This window comes from Terriglobales bacterium, assembly GCA_035573675.1.
Taxonomy (GTDB): domain Bacteria; phylum Acidobacteriota; class Terriglobia; order Terriglobales; family Acidobacteriaceae; genus DATMAB01.
In genome coordinates this window covers 243,943-265,605 of sequence record DATMAB010000015.1, presented here as the reverse complement: position 1 = coordinate 265,605, position 21,663 = coordinate 243,943, and the positions used below count along the sequence as shown (strand labels likewise).

19 protein-coding genes and 1 pseudogene are annotated in these 21,663 nt (G+C 65.3%); 11 read left to right on the top strand and 9 right to left on the bottom strand.

Annotated features, from left to right (window positions below):
* Window positions 1-8: 8 nt before the first annotated feature.
* Window positions 9-776, bottom strand: coding sequence for a hypothetical protein (locus VNK82_06710; GenBank protein HXE90639.1), 768 nt, complete (start codon window positions 774-776; stop codon window positions 9-11).
* A 425-nt stretch (window positions 777-1,201) separates the two neighbouring features.
* Here VNK82_06710 and VNK82_06705 point away from each other — a divergent pair, with 425 nt between their 5' ends.
* Complete coding sequence (locus tag VNK82_06705; GenBank protein HXE90638.1) at window positions 1,202-1,723, top strand: polymer-forming cytoskeletal protein; 522 nt, start codon at window positions 1,202-1,204, stop codon at window positions 1,721-1,723.
* A 56-nt stretch (window positions 1,724-1,779) separates the two neighbouring features.
* Window positions 1,780-2,439, top strand: a complete 660-nt coding sequence (locus tag VNK82_06700) for a hypothetical protein (GenBank protein HXE90637.1) — start codon at window positions 1,780-1,782, stop codon at window positions 2,437-2,439.
* On the opposite strand, the gene VNK82_06695 is transcribed toward VNK82_06700, so the two are convergent.
* From VNK82_06695 to VNK82_06680, 4 genes are read right to left on the bottom strand one after another with little or no spacing between them, the layout of a single operon-like run.
* On the bottom strand, window positions 2,432-3,562 hold the full coding sequence (locus VNK82_06695) for an FAD-dependent oxidoreductase (GenBank protein HXE90636.1): 1,131 nt from the start codon (window positions 3,560-3,562) through the stop codon (window positions 2,432-2,434). The two genes, VNK82_06700 and VNK82_06695, sit on opposite strands and share 8 nt — an antisense overlap.
* Entirely contained in the window at window positions 3,550-4,209 is a 660-nt protein-coding gene (locus VNK82_06690; protein HXE90635.1) for a methyltransferase domain-containing protein, read from the bottom strand. Before VNK82_06690 ends, VNK82_06695 begins: the two co-directional genes overlap by 13 nt.
* Window positions 4,210-4,217: 8 nt before the next feature.
* A complete protein-coding gene (locus VNK82_06685) occupies window positions 4,218-5,966 on the bottom strand; it encodes an ABC transporter ATP-binding protein (GenBank protein ID HXE90634.1) in 1,749 nt (582 codons plus the stop codon).
* Window positions 5,967-6,021: 55 nt separating this feature from the next.
* A complete protein-coding gene (locus tag VNK82_06680; protein ID HXE90633.1) occupies window positions 6,022-8,316 on the bottom strand; it encodes an LptF/LptG family permease in 2,295 nt (764 codons plus the stop codon).
* Between the two features lie 136 nt (window positions 8,317-8,452).
* Between VNK82_06680 and VNK82_06675 the strand changes: the two genes are divergently transcribed.
* On the top strand, window positions 8,453-10,669 hold the full coding sequence (locus VNK82_06675) for a glycoside hydrolase family 57 protein (protein ID HXE90632.1): 2,217 nt from the start codon (window positions 8,453-8,455) through the stop codon (window positions 10,667-10,669).
* A 25-nt stretch (window positions 10,670-10,694) separates the two neighbouring features.
* On the opposite strand, the gene VNK82_06670 is transcribed toward VNK82_06675, so the two are convergent.
* Together VNK82_06670 and VNK82_06665 are read right to left on the bottom strand one after the other, a co-directional pair.
* Window positions 10,695-11,336, bottom strand: a complete 642-nt coding sequence (locus VNK82_06670) for a hypothetical protein (protein ID HXE90631.1) — start codon at window positions 11,334-11,336, stop codon at window positions 10,695-10,697.
* 10 nt (window positions 11,337-11,346) lie between these two features.
* Window positions 11,347-11,715: pseudogene (locus VNK82_06665) on the bottom strand (redoxin domain-containing protein).
* Window positions 11,716-12,047: 332 nt separating this feature from the next.
* Between VNK82_06665 and eno the strand changes: the two are divergent.
* The 8 genes from eno to VNK82_06625 all read left to right on the top strand — a co-directional run bounded on the left by eno (window position 12,048) and on the right by VNK82_06625 (window position 20,346).
* Window positions 12,048-13,358 carry a phosphopyruvate hydratase gene (eno, locus tag VNK82_06660; GenBank protein HXE90630.1) on the top strand — a complete coding sequence of 437 codons (1,311 nt, stop codon included), beginning with the start codon at window positions 12,048-12,050 and terminating at the stop codon, window positions 13,356-13,358.
* Window positions 13,359-13,372: 14 nt separating this feature from the next.
* Window positions 13,373-14,992: a 2,3-bisphosphoglycerate-independent phosphoglycerate mutase gene (gene gpmI, locus VNK82_06655; GenBank protein ID HXE90629.1), complete on the top strand. Its 1,620-nt coding sequence runs from the start codon at window positions 13,373-13,375 to the stop codon at window positions 14,990-14,992.
* Window positions 14,993-15,002: 10 nt separating this feature from the next.
* Window positions 15,003-15,986 (top strand): D-2-hydroxyacid dehydrogenase, encoded by a 984-nt coding sequence (locus VNK82_06650; protein ID HXE90628.1) that lies wholly within the window; start codon window positions 15,003-15,005, stop codon window positions 15,984-15,986.
* A gap of 125 nt (window positions 15,987-16,111) precedes the next feature.
* On the top strand, window positions 16,112-16,474 hold the full coding sequence (locus VNK82_06645; GenBank protein HXE90627.1) for a hypothetical protein: 363 nt from the start codon (window positions 16,112-16,114) through the stop codon (window positions 16,472-16,474).
* Between the two features lie 41 nt (window positions 16,475-16,515).
* Window positions 16,516-17,328, top strand: a complete 813-nt coding sequence (gene ccsA, locus VNK82_06640) for a cytochrome c biogenesis protein CcsA (protein HXE90626.1) — start codon at window positions 16,516-16,518, stop codon at window positions 17,326-17,328.
* The gene (gene hemA / locus VNK82_06635) at window positions 17,325-18,602 is read left to right on the top strand and encodes a glutamyl-tRNA reductase (GenBank protein ID HXE90625.1); all 1,278 of its coding nucleotides are present in this window, start codon (window positions 17,325-17,327) and stop codon (window positions 18,600-18,602) included. The genes ccsA and hemA overlap by 4 nt, the downstream gene beginning before the upstream one ends.
* The gene (gene hemC, locus VNK82_06630; GenBank protein ID HXE90624.1) at window positions 18,602-19,537 is read left to right on the top strand and encodes a hydroxymethylbilane synthase; all 936 of its coding nucleotides are present in this window, start codon (window positions 18,602-18,604) and stop codon (window positions 19,535-19,537) included. The genes hemA and hemC overlap by 1 nt, the downstream gene beginning before the upstream one ends.
* Complete coding sequence (locus VNK82_06625) at window positions 19,534-20,346, top strand: uroporphyrinogen-III synthase (GenBank protein ID HXE90623.1); 813 nt, start codon at window positions 19,534-19,536, stop codon at window positions 20,344-20,346. Before hemC ends, VNK82_06625 begins: the two co-directional genes overlap by 4 nt.
* A 14-nt stretch (window positions 20,347-20,360) precedes the next feature.
* On the opposite strand, the gene VNK82_06620 is transcribed toward VNK82_06625, so the two are convergent.
* Together VNK82_06620 and nth are read right to left on the bottom strand one after the other, a co-directional pair.
* A complete protein-coding gene (locus VNK82_06620; protein HXE90622.1) occupies window positions 20,361-20,729 on the bottom strand; it encodes a hypothetical protein in 369 nt (122 codons plus the stop codon).
* 10 nt (window positions 20,730-20,739) lie between these two features.
* The gene (gene nth, locus VNK82_06615; protein ID HXE90621.1) at window positions 20,740-21,582 is read right to left on the bottom strand and encodes an endonuclease III; all 843 of its coding nucleotides are present in this window, start codon (window positions 21,580-21,582) and stop codon (window positions 20,740-20,742) included.
* Window positions 21,583-21,663 lie beyond the last annotated feature (81 nt).

Below are 21,663 nucleotides of genomic sequence, written 5' to 3'. Positions count from 1 at the left end.
GGCCACACTTATTTCCCCGCCACAATCCCATTCTGCTTGCGCAGCAGGGCCACGCCTTCGGCGAGGGAGAGGCCGGCGGGGGCAGGGCGGAAGTCGGTGATGGTCTGGCGCGACTGGATCTTCAGCGACTTGAAGAGGAACGCGCGGCCGGTGAAGTCCAGCGTCATGGAAGTGGTTTCCCAATTGCCGTCGGGCAGGCGGGTCTGCTCGACGATGAAGCGCCCACCCTTGTTGAGGTGGGCCAGCAGTCCCCAACCCACGTTGACGTCCTGCACCAGGGTGGCGTCGAAGCGGGCGATTCGATGCTCGTCTTCGTCGATGAGGATGGTTCCCTCCGCGCCCTTGAAGGCGATGGTTTCGCGCGTGGGCGGGTCGAACTCCGGATTGGGGCGGAACTTCAGGCGAATGAGTGTGCCGCTGGGGCCCTGCTCCTGGCCGTCTGGTTCGTACAGGAAGGCCTCGGGCAAGGCGCTGAGCATGCGGCGCACCCGCGCGCGCTCTTCCTCCTGCTGGCGGCGGCGCCTGGCCTGCTCGCGCGGATCGGAAAGCAAGCGGGAGATGCGGGCGTCGTCGCGAGCGCGCTGCTCGTCGGTGAGCGGGCGATCGTTGAACGCGACGAGGCGGGCGACGAGTCCGTCGCGGGTCATCACGATGTCCCGGGTTTCGCTGTTCACGCCCGGGCGTTCGCGGCGCAGGCGGTAGATGTAGGGCGCGTCGCGGTCGCCGTCTTTCAGCGTGTTGTCAACAGCTTTGCGTACGAGTTCCTGGGGAGACACCGTTCCGTTGGGCTGCGCCCGTGCCGGAGAGCAAACGGTTAAGCAAAAGGACAACAGGGTGGCTGCCCGAAGTGCGATTGACGCGAGTTTAAGGGCCATATAACGGCTACGAATTAGACGAACCCGGTTGGCTCGCGGTTGCATCGCGGGTAATAACGCCGGGCTTCATCCCCGGAATTTCTCCCCACCGGATTGCTCCCGGCCGAAGGCTTGGGTATAGTTCCCCATAAGCTATTCTATTCTGGCATCTTGCATAGAGGGATGAAGGAGTTCCGGAAAAGTGTAGCGCACCCTGATCGAGTTGGAGAGTGTCGATGTGGAAAACCCGCAAAGAGGATGAAAAGCCGCCGTTCGCAGCAACGCCCTCACAGCCGGTGACGACGCCGGCTGCCGCGGTCCCAGTTCCACCCAAGGAGACGCGTCCCATGGAAGCACCGAAGACCCCGGAGAATTTTCGAGCTGATGTTGCGCATATCGGGAAGTCCGTCGTGGTGAAGGGCGAGCTTTCCGGAAGCGAAGACCTGTACCTGGATGGCGAAGTGGAAGGCAGCATCGAGCTGCGCGACCACCACCTGACGGTGGGGCCGCACGGCCGGGTGAAGGCCAACATCCATGCCAAAGACGTGGTCGTGCACGGCAAGGTAGAAGGACAAGTGCACGGCACCGAGCGCGTGGAGCTGAAGAAATCGGCTGTGCTGGCGGGCGACATCGTCACGCAGCGGATTGTGATCGAGGATGGCGCCTATTTCAAGGGAGCCATCGACATCCAGAAGGAACAGCCCGCCAAAGCGACCGCCACCCGGCGGGAGAGCGTGACGGCGGCGCCGACTACGTCGGTTTCCTACGGCGTGCCGACGGCCAACGCGGCGCCCGGCAGCGGACCCGGACTTTCCGCTCCGGGTGTCGGGGGGCCGCAGGCGACGCTGAAAGACCCCGCCAAGGAGTAAGCTAGTCAGCCGGGCAACGGGGCGCGGTGACACGCGCCCCGTCCGTCCGCGCGCCGATGACCGAAAGCTTCCGCAACGCCAGTCGCAGCGCCGAGCCGCAAGCGAGCGCCGCACCTCCGCCATCTCCGGGGGCAGGGCGGGTTCCGCGGCATTCTACCGGCCTGGCTGAATTCAGCCGCTACATCGAGGGGCAGGAGCACTTGCGTGTGCTCGACCTGGGCGCGACCTCACCCGCCAACATCAGCTACCTGATCGGGCTGGGGCACAAGGTGTACAACGAGGACGTCCTGCTGGCGGCTTCCGATGCCCGCTATCGCGTGAAGGATGAAGAAGGGAAGCCCACGGTGGATGCCAACCGCTTCCTGGCCGAGAACCTGGACTACATGGCCGGACTGCTGGATGCGGCGCTTTGCTGGGATGTTCCCGACTACCTGCCGGAGGTGCTGGTTCGTCCGGTGGTGGCGCGATTGCAGCGCGCCATGAAGCCGCGCGGCGTGCTGCTGTTCTTCTTCCACACCCGGGACGCGGGACCGGACGCCCCTTATTACCGCTATCACCTGCGTGACCGGGAGAACCTGGAGCTGCAGCGCGGCCCGGCTTTCCGCCTGCAGCGCGTCTTCCAGAACCGGCACATCGAGAACCTGTTCCGCGATTTTTCCTCGGTGAAGTTCTTCCTGGCGCGCGACAACATCCGCGAAGTCGTAGTCGTCAAGTAATCGTCGGGATGCGGGCGCGGGTCCGGTCCACCAGCAGGCGTGCCACCGGAGGCAGGCGCAGCGCTCCTGAGAGCAGCCTGCGCCAGGGCTGCGCCATCTGCGTGACGCGCCGCAGGTGCGCGGCGTTGCGGAAGGCTGGCCGGAAGGCGCGTTGGTAAGAGACCTGGTATCCCGCCGCGGCTTCCGCCAGGCTCTGCTTGCCGGACCAAACGCCCTGCAGGGCTCTTGCGGCCATCATGCCACTGCAGAGCGCGATGGAAATACCGTCGCCGGCAAAGGGATCGATGAAGCCGGCGGCATCGCCCGCGTAGAGGATGCCTCCCCGCTCCGGCATCGGCGGGCGGAAGACCAGCGGCGCGGTAGCCACAGGGTCGGTGGCAGGCTCCCAGCGGCGGCGGCGATGCCACAGCCCAGGATGCCGCGCGAACACCTGTTCCAGTGTGCGAGCCACATCGCTGCGCACCATGGCGCACGCGTTCACCCGATCGCCGCCCACGGGCTGCACTCCGCAGTAGCCGCCTTCGAAGAAGTAGAGGTCCACGCAGGAAGGCGCGTCCACTTCCCGGAAGTGCGCTTTCAGACCGATCCAGATGGCGGCCGAAGCCGGGCTCCCTTCGGGCTGAAACGGCGTGAGTGCTGACCAGCGGCCCGAGGCGTCAATCACGCTGCGCGCAAGGAAACTGCCCGCCGAAGTCACGACCTCAAAGGGAGCGGGGCCTTCGATGGCACTGACCGCAATGGAGTCGCGGGCATCGGCACCGCGTGTTCGCGCCACTTCCCACAGCGTGGCGTCAAGGTCAATGCGCGGGATGGAAGCAGCGCGGGGCGCGAGCGAAGCGTCCCAGTCGTGGCAGTCGAGGAAGAAGCGGGCCCGTGGGATGCGCGGTGCGCCGAGCAGCAACTCCATGGCGGAAGGGCAGCCGGCACAAAGGCCTTCCAGCAGGAGCAGGCCTTCCGGGGAGATGAACTCTCCGCACACCTTGTGGCGAGGGAAGCGGCCGCGCTCCAGCAGCAGCGTGCGCGCGTCCAGGCGAGCCGCCGTGATGGCGGCTGCGGCCCCGGCGGGTCCGCCACCGATTACGACCAGGTCGAACAGCTCTGTCCGCTGCCCTAGTTGCGCCATGCGATGGCCCCGATACGGAACAGGTAGTAGCGGCTGATTTCGACGCGGGCCGCGCGGGTGCGAGCGAGGAGCTCAGCCAGCTCCTGCGGCGTATACGAGCGCCAGACGGAGGCCACGCTGTCATGGCGAGTCAGGCGGCTGCGAAACAGCGGCCATCCGGCGTAGATGAGCGCCAAATGGATGGGGTGTCGCCGCAGATCGTTAATCAACACCGCTCGCCGGGTCACGCGCAGTCCTTCGTTGACAAAGGCGATGATTTCGTGCGGCTCCAGGTGATGGACGAACAGCGAGCAGGTGACCAGGTCGAAGCTGGCGTCGGCGAAGGGCAGGGCGAGCGCATCGCCGGCGACGTAGCGTCCGTTCGCCCGCATGTGCGAGCGGGCTCGCTCGAGGAGCGTGATGGACGTGCGTATGCCACGCCGAGCCAGGTGCTCGGCGACCGAGCCGGGCACGTCGCCGGAAGCAGAGGCCACGTCGAGCAAAGAAAGCTCAGGTGACGAATCTACAACACGGTCCACCAATTGCAGTGTCGTGCGGATGCCGCCGAACCAGCGATTCACCAGCCGCAGGTCGGCGAGGGAGGCTGCGACCTCGGCGGGCGTGCCGGCGTCGGAATCGAGGAGCTCCGGCTTGACCAGCCGCCTCATGGCAATCCCTAGACGCTCGCCAGTTCTTCCTCGAGCAGTTGCTTGTTGTAGAGGTCGGTGTAATAGCCGTTGCGAGCCAGAAGCTCGTCGTGGGTGCCGTATTCGACGATGCGCCGGCCGTGCAGCACGGCAATGCGGTCGGCATTGCGGACGGTGGACACGCGGTGGGAGATGAAGATGGTGGTGCGTCCCTGCATGATCTCGCGCAGGTGGTTCAGGATGCGCTCTTCGGTGTAGGTGTCCACGCTGGAGAGCGCATCGTCGAGCACCAGGATGCGCGGATTACGGATGAGGGCACGGGCGATGGCGATGCGTTGTTTCTGCCCGCCGGAGAGGGTGATGCCGCGCTCACCCACCAGCGTCTTGTACTTCTCCGGGAAACTCTCGATCTCGGCGGCGATACTGGCGCCTTCGGCGGCCCGGCGCACGTCATCGTCGGTCGCCTCCTCGGTTCCGAAGGCGATGTTCTCGCGCACGGTCTCGCTGAACAGGAAGGTCTCCTGCGGGACGAAGCCGATGTTGCGGCGCAGTGTCTCGAGCGGAAAATCGATGATGGGACGGCCGTCGAGCAGGACGCTGCCGGGAGGCGCGTCGTAGATGCGCGGAATCAGGCTCACCAGCGTGGTCTTGCCCGAGCCTACAGGGCCAACGATGGCCAGGCTGGAGCCCGCGGGAATGCGAAGGTTCACATCCTCCAGCACGGGCACGCCGTTGTACGCGAAGGAAAGATTGCGGAACTCAAGTTCGCCGCGGACTTCGCGGGGAGCGTCCGGGCGGAGCGCAGCAGTGGAATCGACGATGGTCGGCCTCTCGTGCAGGATCTCGTTCAGCCGGCCCAGGGAGGCCATGCCGCGCTGAAAGATGTTGATGACCCATCCGAAGGCGATGATGGGAAAGGTCAACTGCACCATATAGATGTTGTAGGCGACGAAGTCGCCCACGCTCATGCGGCCCAGCAGGACTTCGCGCCCGCCCAGCCACAGCACCAGCACGATGGCAAGACCGAGCATGGCCTCGAGCGTCGGCCACAGCATGCCCATCAGGCGGACGAGCTTGAGGCTGCGCGCAATGTACTCGCGGTTGGCGCGCTCGAAGGCCGCAATCTCGGCTTCTTCCTGGGCGTAGGCGCGGACCACGCGGGCGCCGGCAAAGTTTTCCTGGGCGCGGGCCGAGATCTCGGAAAACATCGCCTGGATGCGTTCAAAACGCTCGTGAATGCGATGGCCGAAGTACTGCACCACGATGCTCACGATGGGCAGCGGGAGCACGGCGTACAGGGTGAGCCGGGGACTGAGGGCGGCCATGAACACCAGCGCTCCGGCGGTGAACACCACGGTGTTGGCGGTGTACATGATGGCCGGGCCCAGCAGCATACGCACGGCGTTCAGATCGTTGGTGGCCCGGGCCATGATGTCGCCGGTGCGGGTCCGCTGGTAGAAGGAGTACGACAGGCCCTCTAGATGACGAAAAAGGTCGTTGCGCAGATCGAACTCGATGTCGCGTGAGATGCCGATGACCACCCAGCGGGTAAGGAACTGGAAGATGCCCTTGGCCAGGGCCACGGTGATGATCAGCAGCGACCATTGCAGCAGCTTTTCGCGGGTGATGCCGAGTTGCAGGTCGTCCATGGCGCGACGGATGACCTGCGGGAACATGATCCAGATGCCGTTCTGCAGCAGAACGGAGAGGGCGCCGAAAGCCAAGCCGCGCCGGTACTTCAGCAGATAGGGCAGCAGCGGTCGCAGACTCTCGGTCATGTGCACTTCCCGGTCGATTCTAACAAGGACACCATGGGAGCTCCGGAGGCCGTGCTCACGTAGGCAGTCGCAGTATCAAGTATCCGCCGAGCAGGCCGAAGAGCAGGTCGGGCGACCACGCGGCCAGGAAGGGAGGCAACTGGTTGACGTTGCCCACCGCTTCCAGAAGTCCGGAAGTCACCCAGTACACCACGGCGATAGCCAGGGCCATGGCCACGCCGCCCAGCGCGCCCCGGCGTCCTACGGAAAGCGCGAAGGGCACGGCCAGCACCGCCATGACGAAGGTGATGGCGGGAAAAGCAAACTTCTTGTGCCACTGCACGCGCAGGCGCACTACGTCGAAGCCGCTCTGCTCCAGGTCTCGGATATAGGAGCTGAGCTCGCGAAAATCCATCTCCGAGGACTGCTTCACCTCCTTGCGGAAGTAGCTGGGCGGCTCGTCGAGCGCTTCGAAGGTAGCCACGTCGAAGGTGCGGTACTCCTCGATGGCGGCTCCGCGGAAAGCCCGCGTCCATCCCTGCTTGAACAGCCACTTGGCGAGCTTCGGATCCCATTCGGCGCGTGCGGCGTAGACCCGGCGCGTGATCTCGAAGGTGGACGGATCGAACAGGAACACCGAGACGCCGCCCATCTGGAAGCGGTCCGGATCGAAAAACTCGTAGTAGTAGATGCTGGAGTGCTGGCCGAAGATCCACTTGCGGTCCGGACGCAGGTAGGTTTGCGCGGGCTTGCCCTTGATCTGGTTCCAGAGGGCGTCCTGGCGGGTGTTGGCTTCCGGGAGATAGAAGTGGTCGAAGAAAAACAGACCTGCGGAAAGCGCCGCCGCAAAAATGAGAACCGGCATCGCCACGCGATAGACGCTGATGCCGGTGGCCTTGATGGCGACGATCTCGCTGTTGCGTTCGAGCAGGGCAAAGGTCACCAGCACCGCGATGAGCACCGCCAGCGGAGTCATCTGGTACACGAGCGAGGGGACGAAGTTCACCACGAACTCGGCCACGGTGGCGACCGGTACGCGGTTGCGAAGGACGTCGCTCCACATCTCGAAGAACGTGAACACCACGCCCAGCACCAGAAAGCCGGCCAGCACCAGCAGGAAATAGGCGAAGAAGTCGCGCAGCACGTAGGTGTCGAGGAGCTGGGGGAAATCCAGGTCGAACACGCGCCAGCGGCTGGGCGCGGCGGCCGGGCGGACTTCCGCGGCAACCGGCTTGGGACGGAACCGGTGCACCAGGCTGCGCCAGACGAGCTCGAGGGGCTGGTGGTCAACGCGCCAGAGCAGGACAGCGCCACCCGCGAAGAACACGAGGTTGGCCAGCCATGCACCCAGTGCCGGCGAAACCGTTCCCTGTCGTGCCAGCGAGACGCCGAACAGCGAGACCACGTAGTAGAGGAAGACGAGAATGATGGTCAGGACGAAGCCGGTGGATTTGCCGCCCTTGTGGGCGGCCAGACCCAGGGGAATCCCCACCATCGCCAGCACCAGGCAGGCAGCCGGCAGGGCAAAGCGGCGGTAAAACTCGATGAGCCACACACGGCGGCGGCGCTCCTCCAACTGCTGCGCCTGTTGAAACAGCTCCATGGTACCCATCTGCGCCAGCAAGCGATTCTCGCGGGGTTGCGGAGCCCGTTGCGGCAGCAGCAGGGGGAGATCGGACACGGAAAAGTTGGTGATGGAGTATTCCTGGGGCCGGCGCGGGTCGGTTTCATGCTGCGCGCCGTTGCGCAAGTGCAGCCGGATGCGCTCCGTGCCATCGGTGACAGCGGTGCCTTCCGCCGCCAGGGTGATTTTGGGGGCGGAGGGTGTGGAAACATCGGCCAGGAAGAGCCCACGCCACACGGCCGTGTCCCCGGCGCGCGCATCCTGGACGTAGAGCACGTGGTTGGGGATGTTCTCGTAAAACACGCGGGGCTGCACGGCGTAGGCTGCTTCGGAAGTCTTCAGCCGGTCTTCCAATTCCGCCAGGGCTGCCGAGGCCCGGGGAGCGACCACCGCAGTGTTCAGCGAGGCGAGCAGCCAGGCCGAGACAGCGAAAATGGCCACGATCGAGATGAACGTGGTGGCGCCGATGCCCCCGGCTCGCATCGCCGTTACTTCGCTGTCGGCGGCCAGCCGGCCCAGACCGATGAGGATCCCCACCAGCACGCCCATGGGAATGGTGAAGCTTAGGGCGGAGGGCAGCGTCAGCAGGAAAACTTCGGCGATGCTGGGGAGAGGGGCGCTGTTGCGGACCACCAGCTCCAGAATGCGGCCCACGTCGCGCATGAAGAGCACGAACGTGAACAGGGCCGCCCCCAGAGCGGCGTGCGCCAGCACTTCGTGCAGGATGTACCGGGTCAGGATGCGCACGGCGAACCGCTGATCCCTTGCAGTCTAGCATGCGGAAATCCCGCTGGGCGGCGTCTTGCCGTCCCCGGAAGCGGCTTGCGCCGGCTCCCTCCCTTCAGGTACTACTGCCAAGGAAAGGACCTGCCTACCGGCCTCCATGGCCCGCTTGCGCGTCGTCTTCCTCTGGCACATGCACCAGCCCTTCTACAAGGACCTGGTTGCGGGGGAGTACCGCCTGCCGTGGGTGCGGCTGCATGCGCTGAAGGATTATTACGGCATGGTGAAGCTGCTGGAGGAGTTTCCCGCCGTCCACCAGACCTTCAACCTGGTGCCCTCGCTGGTGGCGCAGCTCCAAGACTACGTAGCCGGCACCGCCCGTGACCCGTTCCTGGAGGTGGTGGCAAAACCCGCCACCGAATTGACGCCGGAGGAGCAACGGTTCGCCCTGGAGTATCTCTTCCAGGCCAATCCTACACACATGATCGGTCGCTATCCGCGCTACCGGCAGCTCTGGGAGAGCTTCCGCTCCGCGGGCGAGAACGCGGAGCGCGCCGCCAAGGCCTTCAGCGCGCAGGATTTCACCGACCTCCAAGTGCTCTCCCAGTTGGCCTGGTTCGACGAGTTCTTCCACGAGGAACCCGACGTCCGGGAGCTGGTGAAAAAGGGGAGCGGTTTCGATGCCGGCGATCAGCGATTCATCGTGGAACGACAACGTGAGCTTATGAGCCGGGTGCTGCCCGCCTACCAGGAGGCGGCCCAGCGGGGAAGCATCGAACTCTCCTGCTCGCCCTTCTATCACCCCATTCTGCCGCTGCTGTGCGATACCGAGGTCGCACGCGCGGCCTCCCCGGGCCTGCCGCTACCCCAGGAGCGGTTCCGCCATCCGGAAGATGCGGCCGAGCAGCTACGGCGGGCCATAGAATTCCATGAAAAAACCTTCGGCACACGACCCCGCGGCGCGTGGCCTTCGGAAGGCAGCGTTTCCGAGGAGGTCCTGGCCCTGGCGCATGAGGCCGGGCTGGAGTGGATGGCCACCGATGAAGGCATCCTGGCGCGCACTCAGGGAAGCGGATTTCCGAGAGATGGGTCGGGACGGCTGCTGACGGGAGGTGCGGAGCGGCTCTACAACATCTACCGCTATGAAAAGGACGGCGCCAGCCTCCACCTGCTTTTCCGCGATCACACCGTTTCCGACATGATCGGGTTTGTCTACGCCGGGGTGCCCGCCGAAGTGGCGGCCGTAGAACTCATCCGAAGGATCAAGGAATCGGCACAATCGGTTCTGAATGCGGGACGTGATGCGGTGGTGTCCGTCATCCTGGATGGCGAAAATGCGTGGGAATACTACCCGCACTCGGGGCGCGAGTTCCTGCGGCGACTCTACGCCGGCATCAGCGGCGACCCGGTGATGGAGGCGGTGACGGTCTGGGAAGCGATCGAGCGCCACTCCGATTTCGGGCGCCTGGGCGGAATCGCCCCGGGCTCGTGGATCAACGCCAACTTCGAGGTGTGGATCGGCCCGCCGGAGGACAACCGCGCGTGGGAATATCTCTCGGCGGCGCGCAACTTCTACCAGGAGGCGGCGCCTGAAGCCGCGGAGGACGACCGCCGGCTGGCCTGGGAGGAGATCCTGATTGCCGAGGGCAGCGATTGGAACTGGTGGTACGGGCCGCATCACCACTCCGCCAACGACCGGGAATTCGACGAGCTGTATCGCAAACACCTTTCCAACGTGTATCACCTGCTGGGGGCGACGCCGCCGGAAGCGCTGGCCCAGCCCATCGCCCGGGTCGAGGTGCGTCCACACCTGGTCGGGCAGACGGCCTTCATCCGCCCGACGATCGACGGCGAGCTGAGTTCGTACTTCGAGTGGTTGGGCGCGGCGTCGTGTGTGGCCGACCGCCGCACTTCCGCCATGCACGGCAAGCAGTACGTTCTGGGCTCGATCCATGCCGGCGTGAACGACACCATGCTCTTCGGCCGGCTCGACTTCGTGGGCGGTGTGCCGCCCGGAACATTGGAAGTGGTGATCAAGCTCGAGTCCACGGAAGCGGGCTCAGATCAGATCCGGCAGAAGCTTCTGCTGGAAATCGCCGTCGAAGAAAGGGTCATCAGCGGCTGGAGCGTCCGGCGGGGCGAGGAACATCCCGGGCATGAAGAGGAAGCGACGCAGCCGGCTTCCGGCCTGGTGGTCCGGCTCAGCAAGGTGCTGGAGTTTGCGCTGCCGCTTGCGGAGTTAGGCGCGGCGCGCGGCAATCGGATCCGGCTGCGGTGCAGCGTCTGGCGCGACCACCTGCCGGTGGACGCGCTGCCGCTGGAAGGATGGCTCGACCTCGACGTGGTCAGCGAGGAAGAACTCGCGGCGCGGGCCTGACCACCCGGCCGCGAGTTTCCGATATCTACTTGCCCTCGCTCGAAGCCGTGATCAGCATGGGCCGGCTGAGTTCCATCACGATCTCCGAGCCCGCGGGGAGTTCGGCCGTCTTGCGCTTGGTGAGCCAGTGAGTCACGGTCGCCGCTGCGCCGATGGTGGCTCCCACCAGCGCGCCCTTGCCGCCGCCGGCGATGGCGCCGATGGTCAGGCCCGCTCCGGTGCCCGCGGCCATTTCGATCTTGTCACCCTTGCTTGCGCCCTGACCTTTGATCTGGCCTTCTTCGGTCACCTCCGTTTTGGTGGTGCGGTCGGTATCGACCACGACGGCGTTGAAGTCGTAGCGTTCGCCGTTGGGCAGGGTCAGCAGGTTGGGAAGCAGATGGATGGTCGGGCGTCCCTTGATGCGGCGCGGCTCGGAGACCGAGACGATGCGGCCTTCGATCGCGGAGCCCACCGGGATGACGGTCTTGCCGTCCAACACCACGGCCTCGGTCACACGCCCGGCAAAGGTGTCGCCGGCCTTGCTGGCGGAAGTGGAGATGGTGGTCTCCAGCTTCATGCGGACGCCGGTGCCGGATGGCAGGGAAAGAGCTTTCGGGGTTTCCTGGGCGATGGCGCACGGAATCATCAATCCCAGAAGGAGCAGCAGAGCAGCCAGCTTTTTCATTCCTGACCTCCTAAGGTCGGCTTCGAGAGTTGGGTTGGGAAGCGTCGATTCGTCGGGCCGCCTCCAGAAAATCTGCCACGGGGGAGCGCTCGTGCTGATTGCCGCCCACAAACGCGTAGCGAATCGTTCCCGAGGGTTCGACGACGAAAGTCGCCGGGCGGGCGATATTGAAGGCATCCACTCCGATGCGGTGGTAGATGCCGTAGGCTTTGGTGACGCGCCGGTCTTCGTCCAGGAGGAACGGGAAGGAGACCGGGTGCTCTTTGAGATACTTTTCCGGCTTGAACATTCCGCCGCGCTTCTCCGCTGCGATGTAGAGCAGGGAAGCGCCGGTGGCCTCGATCTCCGCTTTGCGCGGCTCCAACTGAGCCATGCGTCTGGCGCAGTTCGGTCACCATGTGCCTCGCAGGAATTCCAGGATCACGGGGCCGCGGGCGAGTTCAGCCGACAGCGAGAATTGGCCAGGGCGATTTGCCGCCGCCAGGGTGAAATCCGGCGCGCGGTCGCCGACCGCGAGGGTCTCGGAGGAGAGAGCCATCTGGCGCCGACTGTAAAACACCCCTGAAACCAGGACAATAGCCAAAGAAATCTGTGGAACCAAGCAAGACAACTCCGGGGAGCTCCTCCGCTTTGGAACAAATCCTCCGCCGCGGCGCGGCGCGCCGCCAGGCGGTGGCCGTAGCATATAATCGGCCCCTTCCGGGAGGCGCGATGAAGAACTCCAATCCGACTGCGATTGCCGCCATCCGCGCGCGCGAGGTTCTGGACTCGCGCGGCAACCCCACTGTGGAGGCCGACGTGATCCTGAGTTCTGGCGCCATGGGGCGTGCCGCCGTCCCCAGCGGAGCCTCTACGGGCGAGCACGAAGCGGTAGAGCTGCGCGACGGCGACAAGCACCGCTACCTGGGCAAGGGCGTGCAGAAAGCGGTGGAGAACGTGCGTCGCGAGCTGGGGCCGGCGCTCGAGGGCATGGACGCTTTTGAGCAGCGCCGGCTCGACGAGCGCATGCTCGAACTGGACGGTACGCGCAACAAGTCCGGCTTCGGCGCCAATGCCATCTTGGCGGTGAGCATGGCGGCAGCGCGCGCGGCGGCAGCGCAGCTCGGCGTTCCGCTCTATCGCTATCTTGGCGGCCTGAATGCCAGCCTGTTGCCCGTGCCCATGATGAACATCCTCAACGGCGGCGCCCACGCCGACAACAACGTGGACTTCCAGGAATTCATGGTCATGCCGGTGGGCGCGTCTTCGTTTCATGAGGCGCTGCGCTGGGGCGCGGAGACCTTCCACACCTTGAAGGGCGTGCTCAAGAAGCGCGGCTACAACACGGCCGTGGGCGATGAGGGCGGCTTCGCTCCTTCGCTGAAATCGAACGTCGAAGCCATCGAGTTGATTCTGGAAGCCGTCCAGGCGGCCGGCTACAAGGCGGGCGAACAGATTGCTATCGCACTCGACCCGGCCGCGAGCGAATTCTTCTCCGAGGGCAAATACGTTTTCAAAAAATCAGATAAATCGGTAAAGACCAGCGAACAGATGGTGCGCTTCTATGCGGACTGGGCGAAGCAATACCCCATCGTGTCACTCGAGGACGGCCTGGCCGAGGACGACTGGGAAGGTTGGAAGATGCTGACCGACGAACTGGGCGACCGCATCCAGCTCGTGGGTGACGACCTGTTTGTCACCAGCACGGAGCGGCTCGAGCGCGGCATCGAGCAGGGCGTGGCCAACGCCATCCTCATCAAAGTGAACCAGATCGGAACGGTGAGTGAGACGCTCGACGCCATCGAGATGGCGCACGGCAACGGCTACACGGCGGTCATCTCGCATCGCTCCGGCGAAACCGAAGACACCTTCATCGCCGACCTGGCCGTGGCCACCGGCGCCGGCCAGATCAAGACCGGCTCGACCTCGCGCACCGACCGCATCGCCAAGTACAACCAGTTGCTGCGGATCGAGGAAGAACTGGGCCGTGCGGCCCGGTTCCTGGGGATCGAGGCGGTGAACTACGGCGGGGAAGCCGCCTGAAGAGCGGACTTCGCATGGCCCGACCCAAGCCACTGGTTCTCGTGATCCTCGACGGCTGGGGTTACGCTCCGCCCTCGAAGGCCAACGCCATCTCGCTCGCCCGCAAGCCCAACTACGACCGGCTGCTGGCGGAGTATCCCAACACTCTTATCCACACCAGCGGACGCTACGTAGGTTTGCCCGAGGGACAGATGGGCAACAGCGAAGTCGGGCACCTGAACATCGGCGCCGGGCGCATCGTGTACATGGACATCACCCGCATCGACCGCATGATCGAAAGCGGCGATTTCTTTTCTCACCCAGTGCTCCTGGACGCCGTCAAGCACGCTCGCTCCGGCGGCCGGCGCCTGCACCTGTTCGGCCTGCTTTCCGACGGCGGCGTGCACTCGCATCAGAACCACCTCTACGCGCTGCTGCGCCTGGCCAGGCGGAACGGCGTGGATCGCGTGTTCGTGCACTGCTTCATGGACGGGCGCGACACCCTGCCCACCAGCGGCGCCGGCTACATCCAGCAGTTGCAGCAGAAGATGCGCGAAATCGGGGTAGGCAAAGTCGCCACGGTGAACGGCCGCTACTACGCCATGGATCGCGACCGGCGCTGGCCGCGCATCCACAAGGCATTCTCCGCCATGGTCGCGGGCGACGGAGAGGCCGGCCGCTACATCGATCCCGTGCAGGGCGTGAAGGATTCATATCATCGCGGGGTCACCGACGAGTTCATCGTGCCCTTCGTCGTGACCGACAACCGCGGCGAACCGCTGGGCCGCATCCGCGACGAGGACGCCTGCATCTGTTTCAATTTCCGCGCCGACCGTGTACGCCAGATCACGCGCGCGCTGGCACGCAACAGCGGGCTGACCGCGGAAAACGGTCTCGACCTGCCCGACGCCGCCGGCCTCGACGCTGAGATTCCCCGCGATCGCGTCCCCCGCAGTCTCAAGTACGTCTGCATGACGCAGTACGACAAGAAGTTCACGCTGCCGGTCGTGGTACCGCCGGAGTCGCTGGAGAACATCCTGGCCAACATCATGGGCAACCAGGGCTTCCGCAATCTGCGCGTGGCAGAGACGGAGAAGTACGCCCACGTCACCTATTTTTTCAACGGCGGGGTGGAGAAGCCGTTTCCCGGGGAAGAGCGCATCCTGGTGCCGTCGCCCAAGGTCGCGACCTACGACCTGAAGCCGGAGATGAGCGCTGCCGGGATCGCCGATGAGGTGGTGAAGGCCATCGAAGGCGGCACGTTCGACGTGATCATCGTGAACTTCGCCAACGCCGACATGGTCGGACATTCCGGTCAAATCGAGCCCACCGTGCGCGCGGTAGAAACCGTGGACTCCTGCCTGGGGCGTATCTACCAGGCGCTGCGGGCGCGCGGCGGAGCGCTGATGGTCACCGCCGACCACGGCAACGCCGAGCAGATGATCGATCCCGTTACCGGCGGGCCGCACACCGCGCACACCACCAACCCGGTGCCGCTCATTGTCGTGGCCGAGAACCGTAACCGGTTCCGCCTGCGCAATGACGGCGCGTTGCAGGACATCTCGCCCACGGTGCTCGGCTTGCTGGGCATACCCCAGCCCCAGGAAATGACCGGCAAAGACCTTCGCATTCCGCTGGACAAGGACAAGACCTGAGGGAACGGGCATGAAGGTCGTGATCGCCCTCAGCCATCCCTTCGAGCTCTGGAACGCACCCGCCTGGCTGGCGGAGCGGTTGGGTCGGGATTTCCCTAAAGTGTCCTTCCGGGATCTGGGCGGCTATGAAGGGCTCGATCGTGAAATCGTGGACGCCGAGGTGCTGTTCGGCTGGTCGCTGCGTCCGCAGCAGCTCGCGGCAGCCCGCACGCTCCGCTGGGTCCATTCTCCGGCCGCGGCCGTCCACCAATTGATATTTCCGGAGATGATTGCCAGCGCCGTCGTGCTCACCAACGCCCGCGAGGTACACGGGCCGGTGGTCGCCGAGCACGCTATTGCGCTGGTGCTGGCACTGGCCAAGCGGCTGCCCTCGGCCATGCGATGCCAGCAGCGGCACGTGTGGGGCCAGCAGGAAATGTGGCAGGAGCGTCCCCGGCCGCGCGAGGTCCAGGACGCCACGCTGGGATTGATCGGACTGGGCTCGATCGGACGCGAGGTCGCGAAGCGTGCCAGGGCGCTGGGCATGCGCGTGGTCGCAGTGCGCGAGCATCCGCAGAAGGGAAGCGATGGCGCAGACGCCGTCCACGGCCCCGCGGAGACCGACCGCATGCTGGCGCAGGCGGACTATGTGGTGATTGCCGCGCCCATCACCAGCGCTACCCAATTCTTGTTCGACGCGGAGCGGCTGGCGCACATGAAGCCGGACGCTTGTCTCATCAACGTCAGCCGCGGGCAACTGGTGGACGAAGCCGCCTTGGCGGATGCTTTGCGCCGGAAGAAGATCGCGGGCGCGGCGCTGGATGTCTTTTCTGTCGAGCCGTTGCCGCCAGAGTCGCCGCTCTGGGAGTTGGACAACCTGCTCATCACGCCTCACACCGCGGCCGTCACGGAAAAGCTCTGGGAGCGCCACTACGCGCTCATGCGCGAGAACCTGCGGCGCTACCTGGCCGGAGAAGCGCTTCTCGGCATGGTGGACAAGCTGAAGGGATACTGAGGCAGGTGGTCATCCGGTCATCTAGTCATCGCGTCATCTGTAAAGCCCCGTGCCGGTAGAATTGTGTGGTCCAAGCATCCGTTTTCGATGACGAGACGACCACATGACTCCATGACGAGATTTCCATGACCGTCCGCCGCATGAAGACGTACACCGGTGAAACGGGGTATGTCTACCAGTACTACTTCGTCGGTAAGCGCGCGGCGCTGGAAGGCGAACCGGAAGCTCCGGCTACCGAATTCATTTTCGATGTCAGCGCAGACCGCAAGACCACGTTCGCAGTCAGCGTCTTCCTCAAGCCGGAAGCGCTCCGAGCTTGGGAGGGGACGCACGGCCGGGCGTTGACGGAAACCGAACAGTACGCCGCGGGCAAGATGCGCCTGTTTCGCGCCTTCGACCAGATCGAGCACATGCGCGACCAGGGGCGCCGGCTGCGCATCGACGCTGCCGATATCGAAGACCTTCTCGGGGCCCTCGGTTTGGAGTAACCGGACTGCCCCGGCCTCCGGCCTTATAATCAATGGAGTCGATGCCTCTCTTCTGGCTGCGAGTCGCGCTGGTTTTTTACGGTTTTGGCCTGCTGTACGCCCTGCTCACGCTCACGGGCCGGGGCCGCGCGCTGGTCCGGCTCACCATTCCCGCGGTCGCCACGGGCGTGGTGTTCCACTTTGTTTCTCTGGCGGAAGCGGCCATGGCCACGGGCCAGTGGACGCCGGTTTCGCTCTATCATTCGGAGTCGCTGCTGGCCTTCCTGGTGATGCTGTTTTTCTTCGCCGTCTACTGGCGCTACCAGACCACCGCGCCGGGCATCTTCGTCTTCCCGCTGGCCTTCCTGCTGACTTTTTCGTCCGCCATCGGGCAGCAGCCGCCGGAGTTCGCTTCGCCCCTGATGCGCAGCGGCTGGATCGTTACCCACATCGCCCTGATCTTCACCGGATACGCGGCGCTGTTCCTGAGTTTCGCGGCCAGCTTGCTCTACCTGCTGCAGGAGCGCAGCCTCAAGGCCAAACGCACGGAGGGAATCCTGGCCCGCCTGCCCGCGCTGGAGGTCATCGACGAAATCGGCTACCGCTCGCTGCTGCTCGGCTTCCCCTTCATGACCCTGGGCCTGCTGGCGGGCTCGGTGGTGGCGGCGCAACAGTTCGGACCCTCGTATCTGCTCGATCCCAAGGTGCTGCTGTCGCTGGTGATGTGGGCGCTCTACATGATCCTGCTTTACACGCGCTGGAGCGCCGGCTGGCGGGGACGGCGGGCGGCCTTCCTCTCCACCGCGGCCTTCGTCGTGGCAGTCGGCGCTTGGGCGGCCAACTACTTCAGCGAGGTGCACCGGTTCACGCCATGAAGTTCCAGCTCCTCGGCGTCAACCATCGCACGGCTCCGGTAGCGGTGCGGGAACGGCTGGCCGTCCCCGAATCCCGCCTGCCGGAAGCCATGCGCCGCCTCGCCGTACATCCCGGCGTGGACGAAGGGCTGGTGCTTTCCACCTGCAATCGCGTCGAACTCCTCACGCGGTGCACCAACGGCCGCGCCGACCTGCGCGGCTTCCTCGCTGATTTCTTCCAGGTGGATCTTGCCGCCTACGAGCCGCACCTTTACGAGTACGAGGACATGGACGCGGTGCGCCACGTGTTCCGGGTTGCCGCCAGTCTCGATTCCATGGTGGTGGGCGAACCCCAGGTTCTGGGACAGGTGAAAGAGTCCTACGCTCTGGCGCGGGCCGTCGGGGCCGTGCACTCGCACCTGGATGCGCTGATGACCCGCGCTTTCGCCGTGGCCAAGCGTGTGCGCACCGAGACCGCGGTGGGCAGCTCCTCGGTCTCGGTGGCCTCCGCAGCCGTGGAGCTGGCTGGAAAGATCTTCGGCAGCCTGCGGGGCAAGCACGTCTACCTGGTGGGGGCCGGCAAGATGAGCGAACTGGCGGCGCGTCACCTGAAGGCGCAGGGCGCGGACGCTATCTTCGTTGCCAACCGCACCCACGAGCGCGCCCTGGAAATGGCCGCCCGCATCGGCGGCCAGGCCATGCTCTTCGAGCAGCTCTACGACACCGCCGACCGTGCCGACATCATCATCACCTCCACCGGCGCGCCCCACCACATCTTCCGGCGCGAGCACGGCGAGCTATTCCTGGCACGGCGCAAGAACCGTCCCATGTTTTTCATTGATATCGCTGTGCCCCGCGACGTCGATCCGGAAATGAACAAGCTGGATGGCATCTTCGTCTACGACATCGACGACCTGGGCGCAATCGTGGCCTCGCACGTCGAAGGCCGCCGCCGCGAGGCCGAGCGCGCCGAGAGCATCATCGAGACGGAAGTGGCGCGCTTCCACGCCCGCCTGGAAACGCTGCAGGTGGTTCCCACCATCGTTTCGCTGCAGGACCACCTGGAAGCCATTCGCCAGGCGGAGATCGACCGCGTACGCGGGCGGCTGGGCAAACTGACTCCGGAGCAGGAGAGCGCCATCGAAACCCTAACCCGCGGAATCGTCAACAAGGTTCTGCACACGCCCGTCACCACCCTGAAAAGCGCGGCCGGGCAGCCCGAGGCTACGACGCTCGTTGACGTCGTCCGGCGGCTGTTCAACCTGCGTGACCAGAACCCGGGACCCAAGGCGTAATGGCGCGCCTGCGCATCGGCTCCCGCGGTTCGCAACTCGCGCTCTGGCAGGCCAACCACGTGGCCGGCTTGCTGCGCCAGCGCGGGCACGACGTCGAGATCGAAGTCATCCGCACCACCGGCGACAAGATCACCGATGTCGCTCTCGCCCGCGTGGGCACCAAGGGCATGTTCATCAAGGAGATCGAGGAAGCGCTGGCGGAAGGCCGGGTGCAGCTTGCCGTGCACAGTCTGAAAGATCTGCCCACCGACCTGCTGCCGGATTTCACGCTGGCCGCGGTGATGGAGAGGGAAGACCCGCGCGACGTCTTTGTTTCCAAGCGCTTCGCTCGACTGCTCGACCTCCCGCAGGGAGCGCGGGTGGGCACCAGCAGTCTGCGCCGCGAAGCGCAAGTGCGTGCCCTGCGTGCTGACCTGGTGGTTCATCCGCTGCGCGGCAATGTGGATACGCGCCTGCGCAAGCTGGAAGCCGGTGAATTCGATGCCATCCTGCTGGCCGCTGCCGGCGTGAAGCGCCTGGGCCGTACCCAGGTTGTGCGCGAGGTGCTGCCGATCGCCACCATGTGTCCTGCGGCTGGCCAGGGAGCGTTGGCCGTCGAAGCCCGGGCTGCGGACAGGGAAACGCTCGCCCTGCTTGAGTTCCTGGATCATCCGGCCTCGCGGCACGCGGTCCTCTGCGAGCGCGCTTTGCTTCGAACTCTCGGCGGAGGCTGCCAGGTGCCCATCGGGGCCTGCGCCGAACCGGACGGCGACGGCCTGCGCCTGACCGCTGTGGTCGCCCGGCCGGACGGCTCCGCCGTCTTGCGTGAGACGGCTAACGGCCCGGACGCGGAAGAGTTAGGACGCAGCGTCGGCCAGCGCCTGCTGCAGAAAGGCGCGGCTGAGATTCTGCGCGACGTTTACGGCGCCTCCGCCGCGGTGCCGCAACAGCCGTGAGCGGAGCGAGGAGAACGCGCGGGAAGCTTGCCGGTTGCCGCATCCTGGTGACCCGCGCGCGTCACCAGGCAGGATCGCTCTCCAGCGCCCTGCGCCGCGAAGGCGCCACCGTCCTCGAGATACCCAGCATCGAGATTCGCCCTCCGCGTTCCTTTCGCCGCCTGGATGGTGCGCTTCGTCGCTTGAATCAGCAGGATTGGCTCATCCTGACCAGCGTGAATGGAGTGGAAGCGCTGTTCGCACGATTGCGAAAGCTGCGCATTTCTCCCGCTCGGCTCCGGGGCCTGCACGTGGCCGCCATTGGACCGGCCACCCGCAGGGCGATTCAGGAGCGAGGCTTACGTGTGAGCGTGATGCCACGCGAATATGTCGCCGAAGCCGTGGTGCGGGCGCTACGCCACCGCGTGGCAGGGAAGCGTGTGTTGCTGGTCCGCGCGCGAGTCGCCCGGGACGTGATCCCGCGCCAACTGCGTCGTGCCGGCGCGCAGGTTCAGGTGGTCGAGGCCTACCGCACGGTAGCGCCGGCGGGCTCTCGCACGCGCCTGCATGCCCTGCTGCGGGATGCGAACCGGCGCCCTCACTTCGTCACCTTCACCAGCTCCTCGACGGCCCGCAATCTGGTTGCGCTCCTGGGCGGCAAGCAGCGCGCGCGCCGCTGGCTGAAGGGAATCCGGCTCGCGTCCATCGGGCCGGTAACCACCGGAACCCTGCGCGAACTGGGACTGCGGGCGCACGTGCAGGCGAGATCGTTCACGATTCCGGGCTTGGTGGATTCTCTGGTCCGGGTAGGAAGGGACTGGTCTCTCTGACTACCTGCGGCTACTCAGTCCTGGCCAGCCTGCCGTGGTTGCTGTCGTACCTGCAAACGAATGTAAACGGAAAGCGCCACGATCGAGAGCAGAGACACTCCTATCAGGACCCGGTGAACCGCTTGCGAGCCGAGAAGCTTGGCGGCCATCGAGGCCCAGAAAGTGACTTGCTGTAAAACAAGCAGAAAGCTCAGTCGCCTGACTTGTAGCTGTTGCGGCACCTGCGTCCAGGCCATCAAGGCAACACTGGCCCAGAAGCTGGCGATGAACAACAGCGCCGCGTCAGCGCTTTTGATCATCATGAGTGCCGCGAGGGAACTCCAAAAAACCAGGCAGGCACTGATGATGCAGAAGATGCGTCCGGAGCCATGGGACTTGCTCACAGTTTGATTCCTACGGCTTCGCCGCCTTGTGCACCTCGACCGTGGACCAGGTCTTGTCGGCGGCGTGGCACAGGTTCTCCAGGCGGCACTCGACGCAGCGCGGCTTGCGGGCCACGCACACCTTGCGCCCGTGCCAGATCAGTTGGTGGGCGAACTCGATCCACTTCTCCCGCGGGATCACGCGCATCAGATCCTGCTCGATCTTGGCCGCGTCGGTCTCTTTTGTTAGCTCCAGCCGCCGCGCAATGCGCTGCACGTGCGTATCCACCACCACGCCCACGGCCTTCTTGAACCACGTCCCGAGGACGACGTTCGCCGTCTTGCGGGCCACGCCCGGCAGCGTCAGCAGCTCTTCCATTGTGTCCGGGACTTTCCCGCCGTACGCGCTCACCACGCGCTGCGCCGCTCCCACGATGGACTTGGACTTATTGCGGAAAAACCCCGTCGAGCGGATATCCGGCTCCAGCTCTTCCGGCTTGAGCGCCGCGAAATGCCGGACGCTGGGGTATTTTGCGAAGAGCAGCGGCGTCACCTTGTTCACGCGCACGTCTGTGCATTGGGCGGAGAGGATCGTGGCCACCAGCAGGTCCCAGGCGCTCCTGTGCTCCAGAGCACAGGTCGCGCCGGGATAGTCCTGGTCGAGCCGCTTGAGAATCTCCCGGATGCGCTCCGGCGCCACCGGATCGTACTTCCCGCCGGCTCTTGGCTTCCCCTTGGGCCAGTGAAGCGCGATGGTCCGTGACGCTTGTGCCGGCATCCCCTTGACCGATCGGCGTGTTCCGTCGGAAGGCCGTGCCACACGCTCATGGCGTCCGCTGCGCGACGGCTGCCGGGTCACCATTCCTCTCGCCATGTACGGGCTTCTCCAGTTCCGTTCGTAGAGACGTTGCTTGCAACGTCTCCGCTTATCCTTCCAACCCTTGCGCGATCCGGC

Coding starts and splice junctions, on each gene's coding strand:
- VNK82_06705 (HXE90638.1), top strand. CDS start 1,202: ATGGAAGCACCGAAGACCCCGGAGAATTTTCGAGCTGATGTTGCGCAT.
- VNK82_06700 (HXE90637.1), top strand. CDS start 1,780: ATGACCGAAAGCTTCCGCAACGCCAGTCGCAGCGCCGAGCCGCAAGCG.
- VNK82_06695 (HXE90636.1), bottom strand. CDS start 3,562: ATGGCGCAACTAGGGCAGCGGACAGAGCTGTTCGACCTGGTCGTAATC.
- VNK82_06690 (HXE90635.1), bottom strand. CDS start 4,209: ATGAGGCGGCTGGTCAAGCCGGAGCTCCTCGATTCCGACGCCGGCACG.
- VNK82_06685 (HXE90634.1), bottom strand. CDS start 5,966: ATGACCGAGAGTCTGCGACCGCTGCTGCCCTATCTGCTGAAGTACCGG.
- VNK82_06675 (HXE90632.1), top strand. CDS start 8,453: ATGGCCCGCTTGCGCGTCGTCTTCCTCTGGCACATGCACCAGCCCTTC.
- VNK82_06670 (HXE90631.1), bottom strand. CDS start 11,336: ATGAAAAAGCTGGCTGCTCTGCTGCTCCTTCTGGGATTGATGATTCCG.
- eno (HXE90630.1), top strand. CDS start 12,048: ATGAAGAACTCCAATCCGACTGCGATTGCCGCCATCCGCGCGCGCGAG.
- gpmI (HXE90629.1), top strand. CDS start 13,373: ATGGCCCGACCCAAGCCACTGGTTCTCGTGATCCTCGACGGCTGGGGT.
- VNK82_06650 (HXE90628.1), top strand. CDS start 15,003: ATGAAGGTCGTGATCGCCCTCAGCCATCCCTTCGAGCTCTGGAACGCA.
- VNK82_06645 (HXE90627.1), top strand. CDS start 16,112: ATGACCGTCCGCCGCATGAAGACGTACACCGGTGAAACGGGGTATGTC.
- ccsA (HXE90626.1), top strand. CDS start 16,516: ATGCCTCTCTTCTGGCTGCGAGTCGCGCTGGTTTTTTACGGTTTTGGC.
- hemA (HXE90625.1), top strand. CDS start 17,325: ATGAAGTTCCAGCTCCTCGGCGTCAACCATCGCACGGCTCCGGTAGCG.
- hemC (HXE90624.1), top strand. CDS start 18,602: ATGGCGCGCCTGCGCATCGGCTCCCGCGGTTCGCAACTCGCGCTCTGG.
- nth (HXE90621.1), bottom strand. CDS start 21,582: ATGGCGAGAGGAATGGTGACCCGGCAGCCGTCGCGCAGCGGACGCCAT.